Origin of the sequence: Pedobacter antarcticus, from assembly GCF_900103515.1 — a bacterium.
GTDB classification, from domain to species: Bacteria; Bacteroidota; Bacteroidia; order Sphingobacteriales; family Sphingobacteriaceae; genus Pedobacter; species Pedobacter antarcticus.
On sequence record NZ_FNGZ01000007.1, the window covers coordinates 148491 to 162755 of the forward strand.

Sequence of the window (14265 nt, forward strand, 5' to 3'; positions counted from 1 at the left end):
GCATAGTCAGAAATACGCATCAAGTCACAAAGATTAAAGCACCCTCAGCAGCAGTCCTTTAAGATATTCGCCCTCGGAGAACGAAATTCTTACCGGGTGGTCCTCAGGCTGATGAAATTGTTTAATGATCTGTACTTCGCGGCCGGCATCAAGGGCTGCCCACGCGATGATTTGTTTGAATGTTTCCAGGTCCACTGCACCTGAGCAGGAGAAGGTAGCCAGTATGCCGCCGCTTTTCAGCAGGGACATTCCCAGTCGGTTCAGATCTTTATACGCCCTGGCTGCACGGTCCAGTGCAGAACGGGATGGCGCATATTTTGGCGGGTCCAGGACCAGTACATCAAACTTTCTGCCTTCATCACGGAATACACGTAATTGTTTATTCACATCTGACTGAATGCTGCTTTGTTTTTCTTTTGCAAATCCATTGAGTTCCAGGTTGTGCGCAAGCGTTTCAATAGCTAATGCAGAGCTATCTACACTGGTCACATGAGTGGCTCCCATCTTTAGGCTATTTAAGGTAAATCCTCCACTGTAACAGAAGCAATCTAATACCTCTTTGTCTTTAGTGTAAGCAGCCAGAATCTCTCTGTTATCCCGCTGATCGCAATAAAACCCGGATTTTTGTCCGTCTGCAATATTAATGTGATAGGTTATTCCATTCTCTTTTACTGCAAGGAACTCCGGAGGGTTTTCTCCCCATAAAAGACCTTGCGCCGGTTCGAGACTTTCGTGTGTCCTTGCGCTTGCATCACTTTTATCAAAGATGCCTGCCGGATTTAATTCTTCCCGCAGAATATCGATCAGGTCTGATTTGATATTTTCCATACCGGCGCTGAGAATTTGCAGGGATAAAAAGTTTGCATATTGATCAACGATCAGGCCGGGCAGGTAATCTGCCTCACTGAATATCAGTCGGCATGTATCTGTCTTGCCTGGTTGAAGGACATGAGCCCGGGATGCGATGGCGGCTTTAATTCTTGCCGCATACCAAGATCTATCAATTACTGTATTTTCGTCCCACTCCAGTAAACGTGCCGCTACGCGGGATTGTCCGTTATAATAACCGTAAGCCAGAAACGACTGGTCGGCTGCCAGGACTTTGACTACCTCACCATTTTCGGGTTTGCCTTTTATTTTATCAACTGCGCCTGAAAATATCCATGGGTGTTTTTGCCACGCGGCTTTTTCTTTGCCTTTTTTTAATACCAGCTCGATCATAGTGCAAAGGTAGTAAAAAGCAATACGTCATTAAAGCAGATTTATAAGCAGCTTTTTGTAGTTTAGGACTTTTTAAGTGTCTGTCTGAGGCAGAAGATAAAAGCATATCAATGGAAGAAATTAAGTGGAATGACTTCGAAAAAGTCGAATTACGTGTAGGAACGGTATTAGAAGTAATGGATTTTCCCGAAGCCCGTAATCCTGCGTATAAACTCCGGGTTGATTTTGGACCCTTCGGAATTAAAACAAGCAGCGCGCAGGTTACCAAACATTATACGAAAGAAGAGCTGGTTGGCCAGCAGATAGTTGGGGTTATTAATTTTCCCAAAAAACAGATAGGTAAATTTATGTCCGAATTCCTGGTAACGGGTTTTGCAGATGAACACGGGGACATTGTATTAACCTCATTAAGGGGTAAAGTACCGAACGGAAATAAATTAGTCTGATATGAGTTTTTACGATTTCACCGGAAGCCAGGACCCGCAGCAGGAAGATGAGCATTATATGCGGCTGGCCCTGCAGGAAGCGGAGCAGGCCTATACGCAGGACGAAATACCTATCGGCGCAATAGTAGTGTCCAAAGGACGTATTGTCGGCAGAGGACACAATCTGACGGAACAGCTGAACGATGTGACTGCGCATGCAGAAATGCAGGCGTTCACTGCGGCCGGACAGACAATTGGTGGAAAGTATCTTAAGGATTGTACTTTGTATGTTACGGTTGAGCCTTGTGTAATGTGTGCTGGTGCTGCTTACTGGATGCAGATCGGAGCCATAGTTTATGGTGCATCGGAACCGAAACGTGGTTATAGCAGTCATAACAGTAATTTACTTCATCCTAAAACTGTAATTCGCAAAGGTGTACTCGCCGAACAATGTGCAGCCCTGATGAAGCGCTTCTTTGCGACAAAAAGGAGTTAGTTTGACAAAAGAATTGAACAAAACATGGACTCGAATGTTATATTTGTCGAAGTAATAAATTTAAAACTTAAATATTAATCATATGGCTTTTGAATTACCTGCGTTACCTTACGCAACTGATGCTCTGGAACCGCATATTGACAAACAAACCATGGAAATTCACCATGACAAACACCACCAGGCTTATGTTACTAATTTGAACAAAGCACTGGAAGGTAAGGCCGAAGCAAGCCAGAGTCTGGATGAAATCATTAAAAATATCTCTAAGTTTCCGGCTGCAGTTAGAAATAATGGTGGTGGTCACTATAATCACTCCCTGTTCTGGGAAGTTTTAGGACACGGAAAAGGCGGAGAGCCAAAAGGTGCTTTAGCAGATGCTATCAATGCAGCTTTCGGATCATTTGCAGACTTCAAAACAAAATTTGCAGAAGCTGGTGCTACTCGTTTTGGTTCGGGCTGGGCTTGGTTAAGCGTTGGTGCAGATGGCAAACTGGTTGTTTCTTCTACGCCAAATCAGGATAATCCTTTGATGGATATTGCTGAAGTAAAAGGTACACCAATTTTAGGTATGGATGTATGGGAACATGCTTATTACCTGAAATATCAAAACAAACGTCCTGATTATATCGCTGCATTCTGGAATGTAGTAAATTGGGATGCTGTTTCAGATCGTTATACCAAAGCAAAAGGATAATCCCTTTTCTTCATAAAGAAAAAGCCACGCAATTGCGTGGCTTTCTTCGTTAGATCAGATTGAGCGTCGAATTTAAATTCCTACAACGTCTTTTTTCTTTTTCTGTTTCATTGCCTTTGGAATGACAGCCAGAATTTCTTCACGGAATGCATTGAGCATTCTTTTCTTAATGAAATTGCTATGGGTAACCAGGCTTATTTCTCTAACTGGTTCCGGATCTTTAAAGGCCCTTACTTTACTGAGTTGCTTGCTGTTCAGGTCCACTAAAGCCAATTCAGGAAGAAGCGTAGCCCCATTGTTCATATCAACCATGCGGATTAAAGTTTCCACGCTGCCCGTATTGTAGGTTAAGCCTTGTAAACGGCTATCTTTAGTCGAACGGCAGATATTAAGTACCTGCGAGCGCATGCAATGGCCTTCATTAAGCAACCATATATTTTCTTCTTCCAGGTCGGCGGAGCTAATCGTTTTCTTTTTAAATAGCTTGCTGTTCTTACTGATATAGGTTACAAAGGTTTCATAATACATAGGTACCTCGGCTATGCCTGGTTCGTTCACCGGCGTTGCCATAATCCCACAGTCAAGTACTCCGGTTTTCAGATGATGAATAATATCTTCTGTCGTATATTCCCAGATCAGTAGTTTAAGGTCAGGATATTTTTCCATCATGCTTGCAATTACCTGTGGAAGCAGATACGGAGCGACAGTCGGGATAATACCAACTTTAAGCTCCCCGACAATATCCTGTTGCTGACTGTTAATAATTTCCTTTATTTTCTGACTTTCCTGCAATACTATACGGGCCTGCTGAATAATCTGTGAGCCTATTTCTGTCGGGATCACAGGTTGTTTACTTCTGTCAAATATTTTGACATTGAGCATTTCTTCAAGCTTTTGTACCTGCATGCTCAGTGTAGGTTGTGTAACGAAACATTTTTCGGCAGCACCTACAAAACTGCGGTAAGTATCCACTGCGACAATATATTCCAGTTGTACTAAAGTCATATAGTTATAATTTATGCGATTCGCTTTTATTATTGACCAAAGCTATAATCTTTTATTCAATCTGCTCTTATCCGTTGAATTAATTTTCCTTCTTCAAAAAGTCGCTGTAAGCGAGAGCAATACCTTCCGACAGTTCAATCGTATGTCTCCAGCCCAGCGAATGCAGCTTGCTCACGTCCATGAGTTTTCTTGGTGTGCCGTCTGGTTTGGTGCTGTCAAACTTCAGTTCTCCGGTATATCCCACAATATCGCGGATCAGCAAAGCCAGGTCCCGAATGGAGAGGTCGCTGCCGGTTCCGATATTGATCAGCTCGGGTTCATGATAATTTTCCATCAGGAATAAACACGCTTCAGCCAGGTCATCGGCAAATAAAAATTCTCTTAACGGGCTGCCTGAACCCCAGATAATTACTTCGGGCGCGCCGGAAACCTTTGCTTCATGAAACCTGCGGATCAGTGCAGGCAATACATGAGAGTTTTGAGGATGATAATTGTCATTGTAACCGTACAGGTTGGTTGGCATAACGGAAATGAAATTACAATCGTATTGTGCGCGGTAAGCCTCACATAGTTTGATCCCTGCTATTTTAGCAATCGCATAAGGTTCGTTGGTTGGTTCCAGCAATCCTGTCAATAGATATTCCTCTTTTAGCGGCTGCGGGGCAAGTTTCGGGTAAATACAACTCGAGCCAAGAAACATGAGTTTTTTGACGCCCTGTATATAAGCCTGATGGATCACATTATTCTGAATGGCAAGGTTTTCATATAAAAAATCTGCCCTGTAAGTATTGTTTGCCACAATTCCGCCGACTTTTGCTGCTGCCAAAAAAACGTAATCAGGTTTTTCCTGCTCAAAAAATTCAGCCACGGACTGCTGGTCACGTAGATCTAGCTCAGCAGATGTTTTACCCATTAATCCGGTATAGCCTGAGTCTTCCAGTTTTCTCCAAATGGCCGACCCCACCATTCCACGATGTCCGGCGATATATATTTTTGCATTCTTCTCCATGGTGTTGCTTGAGCTTATCTGAATTCTATTAATTTTAATTAATTCAGACCGTAAAAATACAAATTACCAGGCAGGATCTTTTGACGGATTAAATTGTATTTTTGCTAAAAAAATAAAATAGTGGGTAAAGATAAGTTAAGGAAATTTGCTGAAATAGACACCTTCCCGAATGTCTATCAGATGGAAGAGGGAAAAGTACTTCAGGGAAAATGGGGTGAAAATCATTTTAAGAATGATCAGCCGATTGTGCTCGAACTGGCCTGTGGTAAAGGTGAATACTCCGTGAATATGGCTAAATTCTTTCCGGAAAAGAACTTTATAGGGATTGACCTGAAGGGTAACCGCATCTGGAGAGGCGCCAGAACTGGAGTAGATGAACAGATACCAAACCTGGCTTTTCTGAGAATACAGATTGAAGATATTGTTGATTACTTTGGTCAGCATGAAATTGATGAAATCTGGATTACTTTTCCTGATCCGCAACCGCAGGATAGCAGGGAGAAAAAAAGACTTACTTTTCCGGGCTTCCTGAATAAATATAAAAATATCCTTAAACCAGGTGGAAAGATTAACCTGAAAACCGATAACGATGGTTTATATGCCTATACGGTTCAGGTGGTAGAAGAACTGGGATTACCATGTTATAAAAAAACAGACCAGCTGTATACATCGGAACTTTATGATGAAGTTTTGCAGATCAAAACGCATTACGAGCGCATTTACCTGAAACAGGACAAAAACATTAATTATATCCAATTTTCACTGGAATAATGGAACCATCATTCTATGAACAGGTTTATGAAGTGGTTCGGCTTATTCCTCAAGGAAGGGTCACTTCTTACGGAGCAATAGCCAAAGCACTCGGTGCAGGGAGATCGTCCCGTTTGGTAGGTTATGCGATGAATCTGGCTCATGATCTGCAGCCCCCTGTGCCAGCCCATCGGGTGGTTAATCACAAAGGTTTGTTAACGGGAAAATTCCATTTTCGCGGGTCGGACCTGATGCAGGAATTATTGGAACAAGAGGGAATAACGGTTGAAAACGATCAGGTTCAGAATTTTAAAACGGTATTCTGGGATCCTGCAATAGAAATTTAATTAAAGAAAATGGGACAATTAGTAGAAGAATTTAATGACTATCGTTCTAAAATGAACGACCGGATCATGGAGACTGCAAATACCAATATTAAAAGGTTTTTTGCACTGGATACCACTACCTACGCAGAGGGTGCTCTTGACGTGAAAAGTAAAGAAATGATGGGACTGGTGGCTTCGATGGTGCTGCGTTGTGATGACTGTATTAAATATCACCTGGAGAAATGTTTCGATGCGGGTGTAAACGATGCTGAGCTGAATGAAGTATTTATGATTGCCAATCTTGTTGGCGGTTCAATCGTAATTCCGCATTACCGTAGGGCAGTGGAATACTGGGATGAATTAAACACCTGATCAGATGGATAATTTAGTCAGGTGCGGGTGGTGCGGTTCCGATCCCGATTATATCCGGTACCACGACCAAGAGTGGGGCAGGCCGGTTTATGATGACCAGAAATTATTTGAATTCCTAATATTGGAAGGTGCCCAGGCTGGTTTAAGCTGGATAACTATCTTACGTAGAAGAGAAGCCTATCGAGACGCATTTGCGGATTTTGATGTGCAGAAAGTCGCCACGTTTACAGCAGAGGATGAAGAACGGTTAATGCAGAATACAGGGATTATCAGAAACAGGCTAAAAATAAAATCGGCTGCTGTAAATGCGCGTTTATTCATTGCTGTACAGCAGGAATTTGGGTCCTTCTCTAGTTATATCTGGGGATTTATGCCAGATCGGAAACCGCTGATCAATCATTTTAGTAACCTGTCTGAAGTTCCGGCCAGAACTGAGATTTCTGATGCAATTAGCAAGGATATGAAAAAAAGAGGGTTTAAATTCTTTGGTACTACTATTTGTTATGCACATATGCAGGCAATGGGCATGGTCAACGATCACCTGACCAGCTGTCACTGCAGAACAGCAGATGCCTGACCTTTTTAAGGATATTTATACTTATCTCCGATACCCCGTGTTAATGGTGCCGGAAAAGCCGGAGTTTCCTGTTCGCACGATGGCAGGACTCTGGTTAATTACGCTTTCGGCAGCTATTCTGGCAAGCGTGGCAGATTTTACCCTGATCGGACTCGGACTGATTCCTAAGCCCGGACCATCCTTAATAAGCAGTATGGAATCAAAGTGGATGCTGCTTTTTGGTGCATTACTTTATGGTCCGGTTATGGAAGAACTGGTTTTCCGGATGCAGCTGCGCTATTTTTCTGCGAGTCTGCTTTTCCTGGCCTTTATTTGCGGTGCTTTGCTTACTGCAATTACCGGCACAAAATGGGCATATCTAATCTCTCCTCCGATCTTTGGAGTTTTATATCTGTTATACCGTTTTAACCTGGCCGGAAGCCTGACCCGCAAACATAATTTTAGAAAAAAATACTTTCCTTTTTATTTCCATTTTACAGCTTTAGCCTTTGCTTATTTTCATTTGGGAAATTTCTCGAGTGGTATACAATTGCTGCCTTTTGGATTGCTTTATACCCTTCCACAACTTACAGGAGGGTTGATCTTTGGCTATGTGAGAATGCGTTATGGTTTAATCTACGGAATTATCCTGCACTGCTGTTTTAATCTTGTACCTGCAGTATTGATTTTCGCCAGATAATTCAGCTGCCGTCGATTAGGTTTACTAAAAATCAGGTGTTAACTTTGACAGGATAGATACGTCTGTATTAGCAAACAATATAATAATATGAAAAAACTCTTCCTGCTTGATGGTATGGCACTGATATACCGGGCTCATTTTGCCTTAAGTAAAAATCCCAGGTTTACTTCTACAGGGATTAATACCTCTGCGGTTATGGGTTTTGCCAATACCCTGATGGAAGTGCTGAAAAAAGAACAGCCCAGTCATATTGCCGTGGTGTTCGATACAAATGCACCTACAGAAAGACATACTGATTTTGTCGCTTATAAAGCACACAGGGAAGCGATGCCAGAAGATCTGGCGGCTGCTTTACCTTATATATTCAAATTAATTGAAGGGTTTAATATTCCTGTTATAACCAAAGATGGATTTGAAGCGGATGATATTATCGGTACACTTGCTAAAGCGGGTGAAAAGGCAGGTTTTACAGTATATTGTATGACGCCTGACAAGGATTTTGCGCAACTGGTTTCAGAAAATATCTTTATTTACAAACCGGCCAGAATGGGAAATGACATGGAAATCATGGGTGTTCCTGAAGTGCTGGCCAAATGGGATATTGAGAATGTGGAACAGGTGATTGATATTCTGGGCTTGTGGGGTGATGCAGTGGATAATATTCCCGGCATCCCTGGTATTGGGGAGAAAACGGCGAAGTCGCTGATAAAGACCTATGGCTCTGTAGAAAATATTATAGCACATTCTCATGAGCTGAAAGGCAAGCAGCGTGAAAATGTAGAAAATTTCGCAGACCAGGGAATGATTTCCAAAAAGCTGGCTACGATCATACTGAACGTTCCTGTAGAATTCGATGAAACATCTCTCAAACTGGATGAGCCGAGCCGTGAATTACTGGAGCCGCTATTTGCAGAACTGGAGTTCAGAACATTAGGTAAACGTGTTTTCGGAGAGGGCTTCTCGGTGAGTGATGCAAAAGCAGCGGTCACAGGACAAACTGATCTGTTCGGGCAACCTGCAGCAATGCCGGAAAGACCCAAACCTTTTGAGCAGCTCCCCAATTTATTTGAACAGCCTGCAGCAGGGAAAACTATTGCTGATACCGCACCTGATTACCAACTTGTCGGCTCTCCGGAAAAAAGAGCGGAACTGATTGCTTTATTACTGCAGCAGGAAAGCATATCTTTTGATACAGAAACTACAGGGACAGATGCGAACCTCGCCGAACTGGTAGGCTTATCTTTCAGTATAAAGGCGGGTCAGGGATGGTATATCCCCGTTCCTGCAGACAGGGATGCAGCTTTACAGCTTGCAGCGGAATTTAAACCAGTCCTGGAGAATGCACAGATTCGTAAGATAGGTCAGAATATCAAATATGATATGCTGATCCTGAAATGGTATGATATAGAGGTGAAAGGGCAGTTGTTTGATACGATGCTGGCGCATTACCTGATTGATCCGGATACACGCCATAATATGGATGTACTGGCTGAGAATTACCTGGGATACACACCGATTTCTATTACTACACTAATTGGTCCGAAAGGTAAAAATCAAGGTACTATGCGGGATGTTCCGGTGGAAAAAGTAGTCGATTATGCAGCGGAAGATGCTGATGTGACTTTACAACTGGCCGAAGTTTTTAGCCCGTTACTGAAACAATTGAATGCGGCCGAACTTGCGGAAAAAATTGAAAACCCACTGATCTTCGTATTAGCCGATATGGAAAAGGAAGGTGTCCGTATCGATATGGATACGCTGATTACTTATTCTGCCGAACTGGAAATAGAGATTCGCAAATTTGAGCAACTGGTCTTTGAGAAGGCTGGGGTGGTATTTAATCTCGCTTCACCTAAGCAATTGGGCGAGGTGCTTTTCGACAAGCTCAAGCTCGACCCTAAGGCTAAAAAAACAAAAACAGGACAATATCAGACTGGTGAAGATGTGTTGATGGGACTGGCTTCGAAAAGTGATATTGTAAAAGATATATTAGATTTCAGACAGTTACAGAAACTGAAGTCTACATACGTAGATGCATTACCTTTATTGGTTAATCCAAAAACCGGTCGAGTGCATACCAGCTATAACCAGGCCGTTGCAGCAACAGGACGTTTAAGTTCTAATAACCCGAATTTACAGAACATCCCGATCCGTACCGAAAGGGGTAGAGAGGTGCGTAAAGCATTTATCCCAAGGGACGAGAATCATGTGTTACTGTCTGCAGATTATTCGCAGATCGAACTGCGTATTATTGCTGATATCGCGAAGGAAGAAAATATGCTGGATGCTTTTAAAAATGGGATTGATATCCATACAGCCACTGCCGCGAAAGTGTATGGGTTGAGCATTGAGGAAGTGACGCCAACCCAGCGAAGAAATGCAAAAGCAGTTAATTTCGGCATTATATATGGACAGTCTGCTTTTGGTCTTTCCCAAAACCTGGGCATCCCTAGAAAAGAGGCTGCGGAAATGATAGAGCAATATTTCGCACAGTATCCTGGTATTAAGCGTTATATGAATGACACCATGAATTTTGCCAGAGAGAACGGGTTCGTGGAAACTATGATGGGCAGAAGGAGATATCTGAGGGATATTAATTCTGCAAATCAAACAGTAAGGGGATTTGCGGAGCGAAATGCGATTAATGCTCCGATTCAGGGTTCTGCTGCAGATATGATTAAAATTGCAATGATTAATATCCACCAGGATATTAAAGCGCAGAATCTGCAGTCTAAAATGACAATGCAGGTACACGATGAGCTTGTATTCGACGTCCTTAAAACAGAGGTTGAAGCAATGAAATCAATTATCAGCCACAGGATGAAGTCTGCAATCGAAACTACTGCTCCAATTGAAATAGAAATTGGCGAAGGTCGTACCTGGCTGGAGGCGCATTAAAATTTGAGTCAAAATAAAAGCCCCTTCCGGACTTGGAAGGGGCTTTTTTGTATACTTACATGTAGAATACTATAACTCTATTGTTTCACCAATAGCCGGTAACAGTAATGATTTATTCTCTCTGCTGAATTTCGCCTGCGCATCTTCCGTATCTATTTTGATAACCGGGAAGGTATTATAATGAACGCCTATTACTTTATCGCAGGCGATATAGCGTGTTGCGATCAGTGCATCGTCAGCATCCATCGTAAAATTACCGCCAATAGGCAGAATTGCATAATCTAGTTTATAAAGATCAGCCAGGATTTTCATATCCAGATTCAGCGAGGTATCACCAGCGTAATAAATAACTTTACCCCCGGTTTCCAATACAAATCCTGCCGGGTTACCACCATAACTGCCATCTGGCATAGAGCTGGAGTGTGTAGCCCAAACCATCCTTAATTTACCGAAATCAAAGTTTGCGGGGCCATAGTTCATCTGATGTATATTTTCAACACCTTGTTTACCGGCCCAGTCAGCAACTTCCGGCATGGCAATGACCAATGCGCCGGTTTGTTTAGCGATGGTTGCCAGGTCTGCAACATGATCGCCATGTCCATGACTGACTAAAATATAATCTGCTTCGATGGTCTTAATGTCAACGGCAGAGGCCAATGGGTTAGGACTGATAAATGGATCGAATAAAAACTTTTTGCCATCTGCCTCCAGCAGGAAGCAGGACTGGCCGTAATAGGTAAATTTCATTTGTTATGTTTTTACAAAAATCTATTTTAATAGTACGCTGATGTGTCTTTAAGCGCCAAACATGCCGCCCAGACCACCCAGCATATCTTTGGTAGCAGACTGCATTTCTGCAGCACTTACATTTTCTGCCTGTTCTAAGACTTTATTGATGGCTGTCTGCAGCAATTCCTGAATTTCCTCCCGGTCTGCCTGAGCATAAAAATCAGGATCAATTGCGATATCCGTAATTGCTTTATTTGCAGTCGCCGTAACTTTAATTGCACCGTTTTCTACTTCAGCAAATACCGAAACAGTGTCCAGGCGTTTTTTAATTTCTTCAGCTTTATGCTGGGCTGCCATTAATTTATCGAACATATCTAAGTTTTTTTAAACAACGAATTTAAGACAAATAGGTTTAACACATTTAAATTTCTTATAGAAAACAGGGCTGGCGTATGTCTGATCGCAAGAAGTAGTTAATGTTTTGCCGGTTTTGCCCGCACATATTGATTTGGCCATGTAATCTCATCTTCTAATTCTGCAGCTGAATGGAGTGCGAAATAAGGCTCTCTTAAGAATTCTCTGGCCATACAAATCAAGTCTGCCTGATCATTTTGCAAAATCTCCTCGGCTTGTGACGCATTATCAATTAATCCTACTGCTGCGGTTAAAATGCCGGTTTCTTTTTTAATCGATTCTGCAAATTCCACCTGATAGCCAGGTTTAAGTGGAATCTGCTGATGAGAGACATTTCCGCCCGATGAGCAATCTATCAGGTCCACGCCATTCTCCTTTAGTAAGCCACTCAACCGGACAGATTCCTCTGGTGACCACCCGCCTGCTGCCCAATCAGTTGCCGAGATTCTTACAAACAGCGCTTTTTCTACTGGCCAGATCTCTCTAGTGTCTGCAACGACTTCCATTAGCAACCTGATTCTGTTTTCAAAGCTGCCACCGTACTCATCGGTTCTTAAATTGGTAAGAGGAGATAGAAACTGATGGAACAGGTAGCCATGCGCAGCATGGATCTCAATAAGCTCATAACCCGCTGTAATGCTTCTTTTTACAGCAGCTTTAAAGTCGTCCCTGAATTTGCTGATCGCTGCCGCGTCCATTGCTACGGGAGCTTTGTCATCTGCATGGTAAGGAATAGCACTTGCTGCTACTGTTTCCCATCCGCCGTCTTCGATCTTAATCTGGCGGCCACCTCTCCAGGGTACGTCGAAACTTGCCTTGCGGCCAGCATGAGCCAACTGGATACCCGCAATGGCATCTTGGTTTTTAATAAATGAGGTAATTTGCTGTAATACAGGAATATGTTCGTCGGACCAGATCCCAAGGTCTCCTGGAGAAATCCGTCCGTCCGGAGAAACCGCTGTTGCTTCTTGTATGATCAGGGCTGCGCCGCCTACCGCCCGGCTTCCCAGGTGTACGAGATGCCAGTCATTGGCAAATCCGTCTTTAGCACTGTACTGGCACATCGGAGAGACAACCAGTCTGTTTTTGAGGTTCAGATCTTTAATCTGTATGGGCGAAAAAAGTAATGACATATACGCTGATTTGATAAGTTCCCTGCCGGATACCGGGTTTGTATCAGGGAGTAACAAAAAAACGGTTACTATGTTAATTTTGTTCTGTTTTAGCTGATATAAAATAATATTTGACAAATAAATGTATCAGCCGGCCTGAAAGACCACGCGATATGCAAACATCACAGCGCAAAGTTTGTTGTGTTTATTTTAGCTGTAATATATGGATCTGCGCTCTAATGAACCTTTCTGGCTGGTCAAAAATGGCCTTCTGCATACTTATCCTTCTTTGAGAACTGACCTGGAATGTGATATTCTGATCATAGGTGGAGGGATTACCGGTGCCCTGATAGCACATGAAATGGTAAAGAAGGGATATAAGACTGTTGTAGTCGATAAAAGAGAAATTGGGTATGGAAGTACTTCTTCTACTACCTCCATGCTTCAGTATGAAATAGATGTACCGCTTTATCGTTTGCAGGAAATGATCGGCGTACCGGGTGCCAATAATAGTTACCTCGGTTGCCGGGACGCAATCTACAAACTTCGTGACCTCGCTCAGGAAATTGGCTCCTCCTGTGGTTTTGAGATGAAAAAATCTGTCTACTTTGCGGCACAGAAAAAAGACCTGAAATGGTTGCTTCATGAATTTGAAGTCCGTAAAGCTGCCGGACTGAATGTGAGCTGGCTGGAAAAGGATGATTTAAGGGAATTGTATGGACTGGAAGCGGCGGGTGCAATTTTATCCGGTGATGGTGGAAGTCTGGATGCCTTCTGTATGACGCATGATCTGCTGCATTATAATGTAAAAAGGGGGTTGCGTGTTTTTGACAGGACAGCAGTCAGGAAGGTGACGCGTTTGAAACAGGGTATAATTGCACAGATGGATACAGGGTCGATGATTAGTGCCGGTAAAGTTATTTACTGTACGGGTTATGAGGCCCAGGGCCTGCTGCCGGAAAAGATCGTGAAGCTTAAAAGTACTTATGCGATGGTAAGTGAACGGAATCCGCAACTGAAAAATAGTATTTGCGATACATTATTCTGGAATACGGATTCCCCTTATTTATATCTGCGTACGACTGCAGACGGTAGACTGCTAGTTGGTGGTGAAGATGAAAATTTCAGGAACGCATTACGGCGGGATGCACTTTTAGGCCGGAAAGAGGGGAAGCTCAATAAAACATTGAAGGCATTTCTTCCTGCAATTGATTTTATCACAGATTTCAGCTGGTGTGGTACTTTTGGAGAAACTAAAGACGGACTGCCATATATCGGGGAACACCCAAGATTTCAGGATACTTATTTTGTACTGGGATTTGGTGGAAACGGGATTACTTTTTCTGTATTGGGTATGGAAATTATCTCTGGATTACTGGAGGGAAAACAGAATTTACTTTCGCATGAGTTCCGCTTCGGACGCTAATTGAAAGAAATGAAAAAAAATAACATAAAATTAACCTGTTTTTAGTTGCATTTTTCAAATAAAACATACTTTTGTATCCGTTGAGCAGCAGGCGGATAAGGATCGTTTGAATGTCAAAAAATTAAAACACGT

Annotated in this window: 16 protein-coding genes; 10 read left to right on the plus strand and 6 right to left on the minus strand. The window is 42.7% G+C overall.

Annotation, left to right across the window (positions count from 1 at the left end; all coding sequences use genetic code 11):
- Positions 1–33 precede the first annotated feature (33 nt).
- Entirely contained in the window at positions 34–1221 is a 1188-nt protein-coding gene (locus tag BLR53_RS14810; protein WP_074590807.1) for a class I SAM-dependent rRNA methyltransferase, read from the minus strand.
- Between the two features lie 110 nt (positions 1222–1331).
- On the opposite strand from BLR53_RS14810, the gene BLR53_RS14815 reads away from it, so the two are divergent.
- The 3 genes from BLR53_RS14815 to BLR53_RS14825 all read left to right on the plus strand — a co-directional run bounded on the left by BLR53_RS14815 (position 1332) and on the right by BLR53_RS14825 (position 2836).
- Complete coding sequence (locus BLR53_RS14815; protein WP_037441307.1) at positions 1332–1667, plus strand: tRNA-binding protein; 336 nt, start codon at positions 1332–1334, stop codon at positions 1665–1667.
- A gap of 1 nt (position 1668) precedes the next feature.
- Positions 1669–2142 (plus strand): nucleoside deaminase, encoded by a 474-nt coding sequence (locus BLR53_RS14820; RefSeq protein WP_051759913.1) that lies wholly within the window; start codon positions 1669–1671, stop codon positions 2140–2142.
- 82 nt (positions 2143–2224) lie between these two features.
- Positions 2225–2836 (plus strand): superoxide dismutase, encoded by a 612-nt coding sequence (locus tag BLR53_RS14825; protein ID WP_037441309.1) that lies wholly within the window; start codon positions 2225–2227, stop codon positions 2834–2836.
- Positions 2837–2908: 72 nt separating this feature from the next.
- Here the strand turns inward: BLR53_RS14825 and BLR53_RS14830 are convergent, their stop codons facing one another.
- Positions 2909–3841 carry a hydrogen peroxide-inducible genes activator gene (locus BLR53_RS14830; protein ID WP_037441311.1) on the minus strand — a complete coding sequence of 311 codons (933 nt, stop codon included), beginning with the start codon at positions 3839–3841 and terminating at the stop codon, positions 2909–2911.
- Between the two features lie 79 nt (positions 3842–3920).
- Entirely contained in the window at positions 3921–4850 is a 930-nt protein-coding gene (gene fcl, locus BLR53_RS14835) for a GDP-L-fucose synthase (RefSeq protein WP_074590809.1), read from the minus strand.
- Between the two features lie 120 nt (positions 4851–4970).
- Here fcl and trmB point away from each other — a divergent pair, with 120 nt between their 5' ends.
- The 6 genes from trmB to polA all read left to right on the plus strand — a co-directional run bounded on the left by trmB (position 4971) and on the right by polA (position 10452).
- Complete coding sequence (gene trmB / locus BLR53_RS14840) at positions 4971–5621, plus strand: tRNA (guanosine(46)-N7)-methyltransferase TrmB (RefSeq protein ID WP_037441316.1); 651 nt, start codon at positions 4971–4973, stop codon at positions 5619–5621.
- The gene (locus tag BLR53_RS14845; protein ID WP_037441319.1) at positions 5621–5947 is read left to right on the plus strand and encodes an MGMT family protein; all 327 of its coding nucleotides are present in this window, start codon (positions 5621–5623) and stop codon (positions 5945–5947) included. The genes trmB and BLR53_RS14845 overlap by 1 nt, the downstream gene beginning before the upstream one ends.
- 9 nt (positions 5948–5956) lie before the next feature.
- Positions 5957–6298 (plus strand): carboxymuconolactone decarboxylase family protein, encoded by a 342-nt coding sequence (locus BLR53_RS14850; RefSeq protein WP_037441320.1) that lies wholly within the window; start codon positions 5957–5959, stop codon positions 6296–6298.
- Positions 6299–6302: 4 nt separating this feature from the next.
- On the plus strand, positions 6303–6875 hold the full coding sequence (locus BLR53_RS14855) for a DNA-3-methyladenine glycosylase I (RefSeq protein ID WP_037441322.1): 573 nt from the start codon (positions 6303–6305) through the stop codon (positions 6873–6875).
- Positions 6868–7554 carry a CPBP family glutamic-type intramembrane protease gene (locus BLR53_RS14860; protein ID WP_083332090.1) on the plus strand — a complete coding sequence of 229 codons (687 nt, stop codon included), beginning with the start codon at positions 6868–6870 and terminating at the stop codon, positions 7552–7554. Before BLR53_RS14855 ends, BLR53_RS14860 begins: the two co-directional genes overlap by 8 nt.
- A gap of 87 nt (positions 7555–7641) precedes the next feature.
- Positions 7642–10452 (plus strand): DNA polymerase I, encoded by a 2811-nt coding sequence (gene polA / locus BLR53_RS14865; RefSeq protein WP_074590814.1) that lies wholly within the window; start codon positions 7642–7644, stop codon positions 10450–10452.
- A 69-nt stretch (positions 10453–10521) separates the two neighbouring features.
- Here the strand turns inward: polA and BLR53_RS14870 are convergent, their stop codons facing one another.
- The 3 genes from BLR53_RS14870 to BLR53_RS14880 all read right to left on the minus strand — a co-directional run bounded on the left by BLR53_RS14870 (position 10522) and on the right by BLR53_RS14880 (position 12728).
- Positions 10522–11199, minus strand: a complete 678-nt coding sequence (locus BLR53_RS14870) for a metal-dependent hydrolase (RefSeq protein WP_074590817.1) — start codon at positions 11197–11199, stop codon at positions 10522–10524.
- Positions 11200–11247: 48 nt separating this feature from the next.
- Positions 11248–11553 (minus strand): YbaB/EbfC family nucleoid-associated protein, encoded by a 306-nt coding sequence (locus BLR53_RS14875; protein WP_037441326.1) that lies wholly within the window; start codon positions 11551–11553, stop codon positions 11248–11250.
- Positions 11554–11654: 101 nt separating this feature from the next.
- Positions 11655–12728: an NADH:flavin oxidoreductase/NADH oxidase gene (locus BLR53_RS14880; protein ID WP_074590878.1), complete on the minus strand. Its 1074-nt coding sequence runs from the start codon at positions 12726–12728 to the stop codon at positions 11655–11657.
- Positions 12729–12930: 202 nt separating this feature from the next.
- On the opposite strand from BLR53_RS14880, the gene BLR53_RS14885 reads away from it, so the two are divergent.
- On the plus strand, positions 12931–14133 hold the full coding sequence (locus BLR53_RS14885; RefSeq protein ID WP_074590819.1) for an NAD(P)/FAD-dependent oxidoreductase: 1203 nt from the start codon (positions 12931–12933) through the stop codon (positions 14131–14133).
- The last annotated feature ends 132 nt before the right edge of the window (positions 14134–14265 follow it).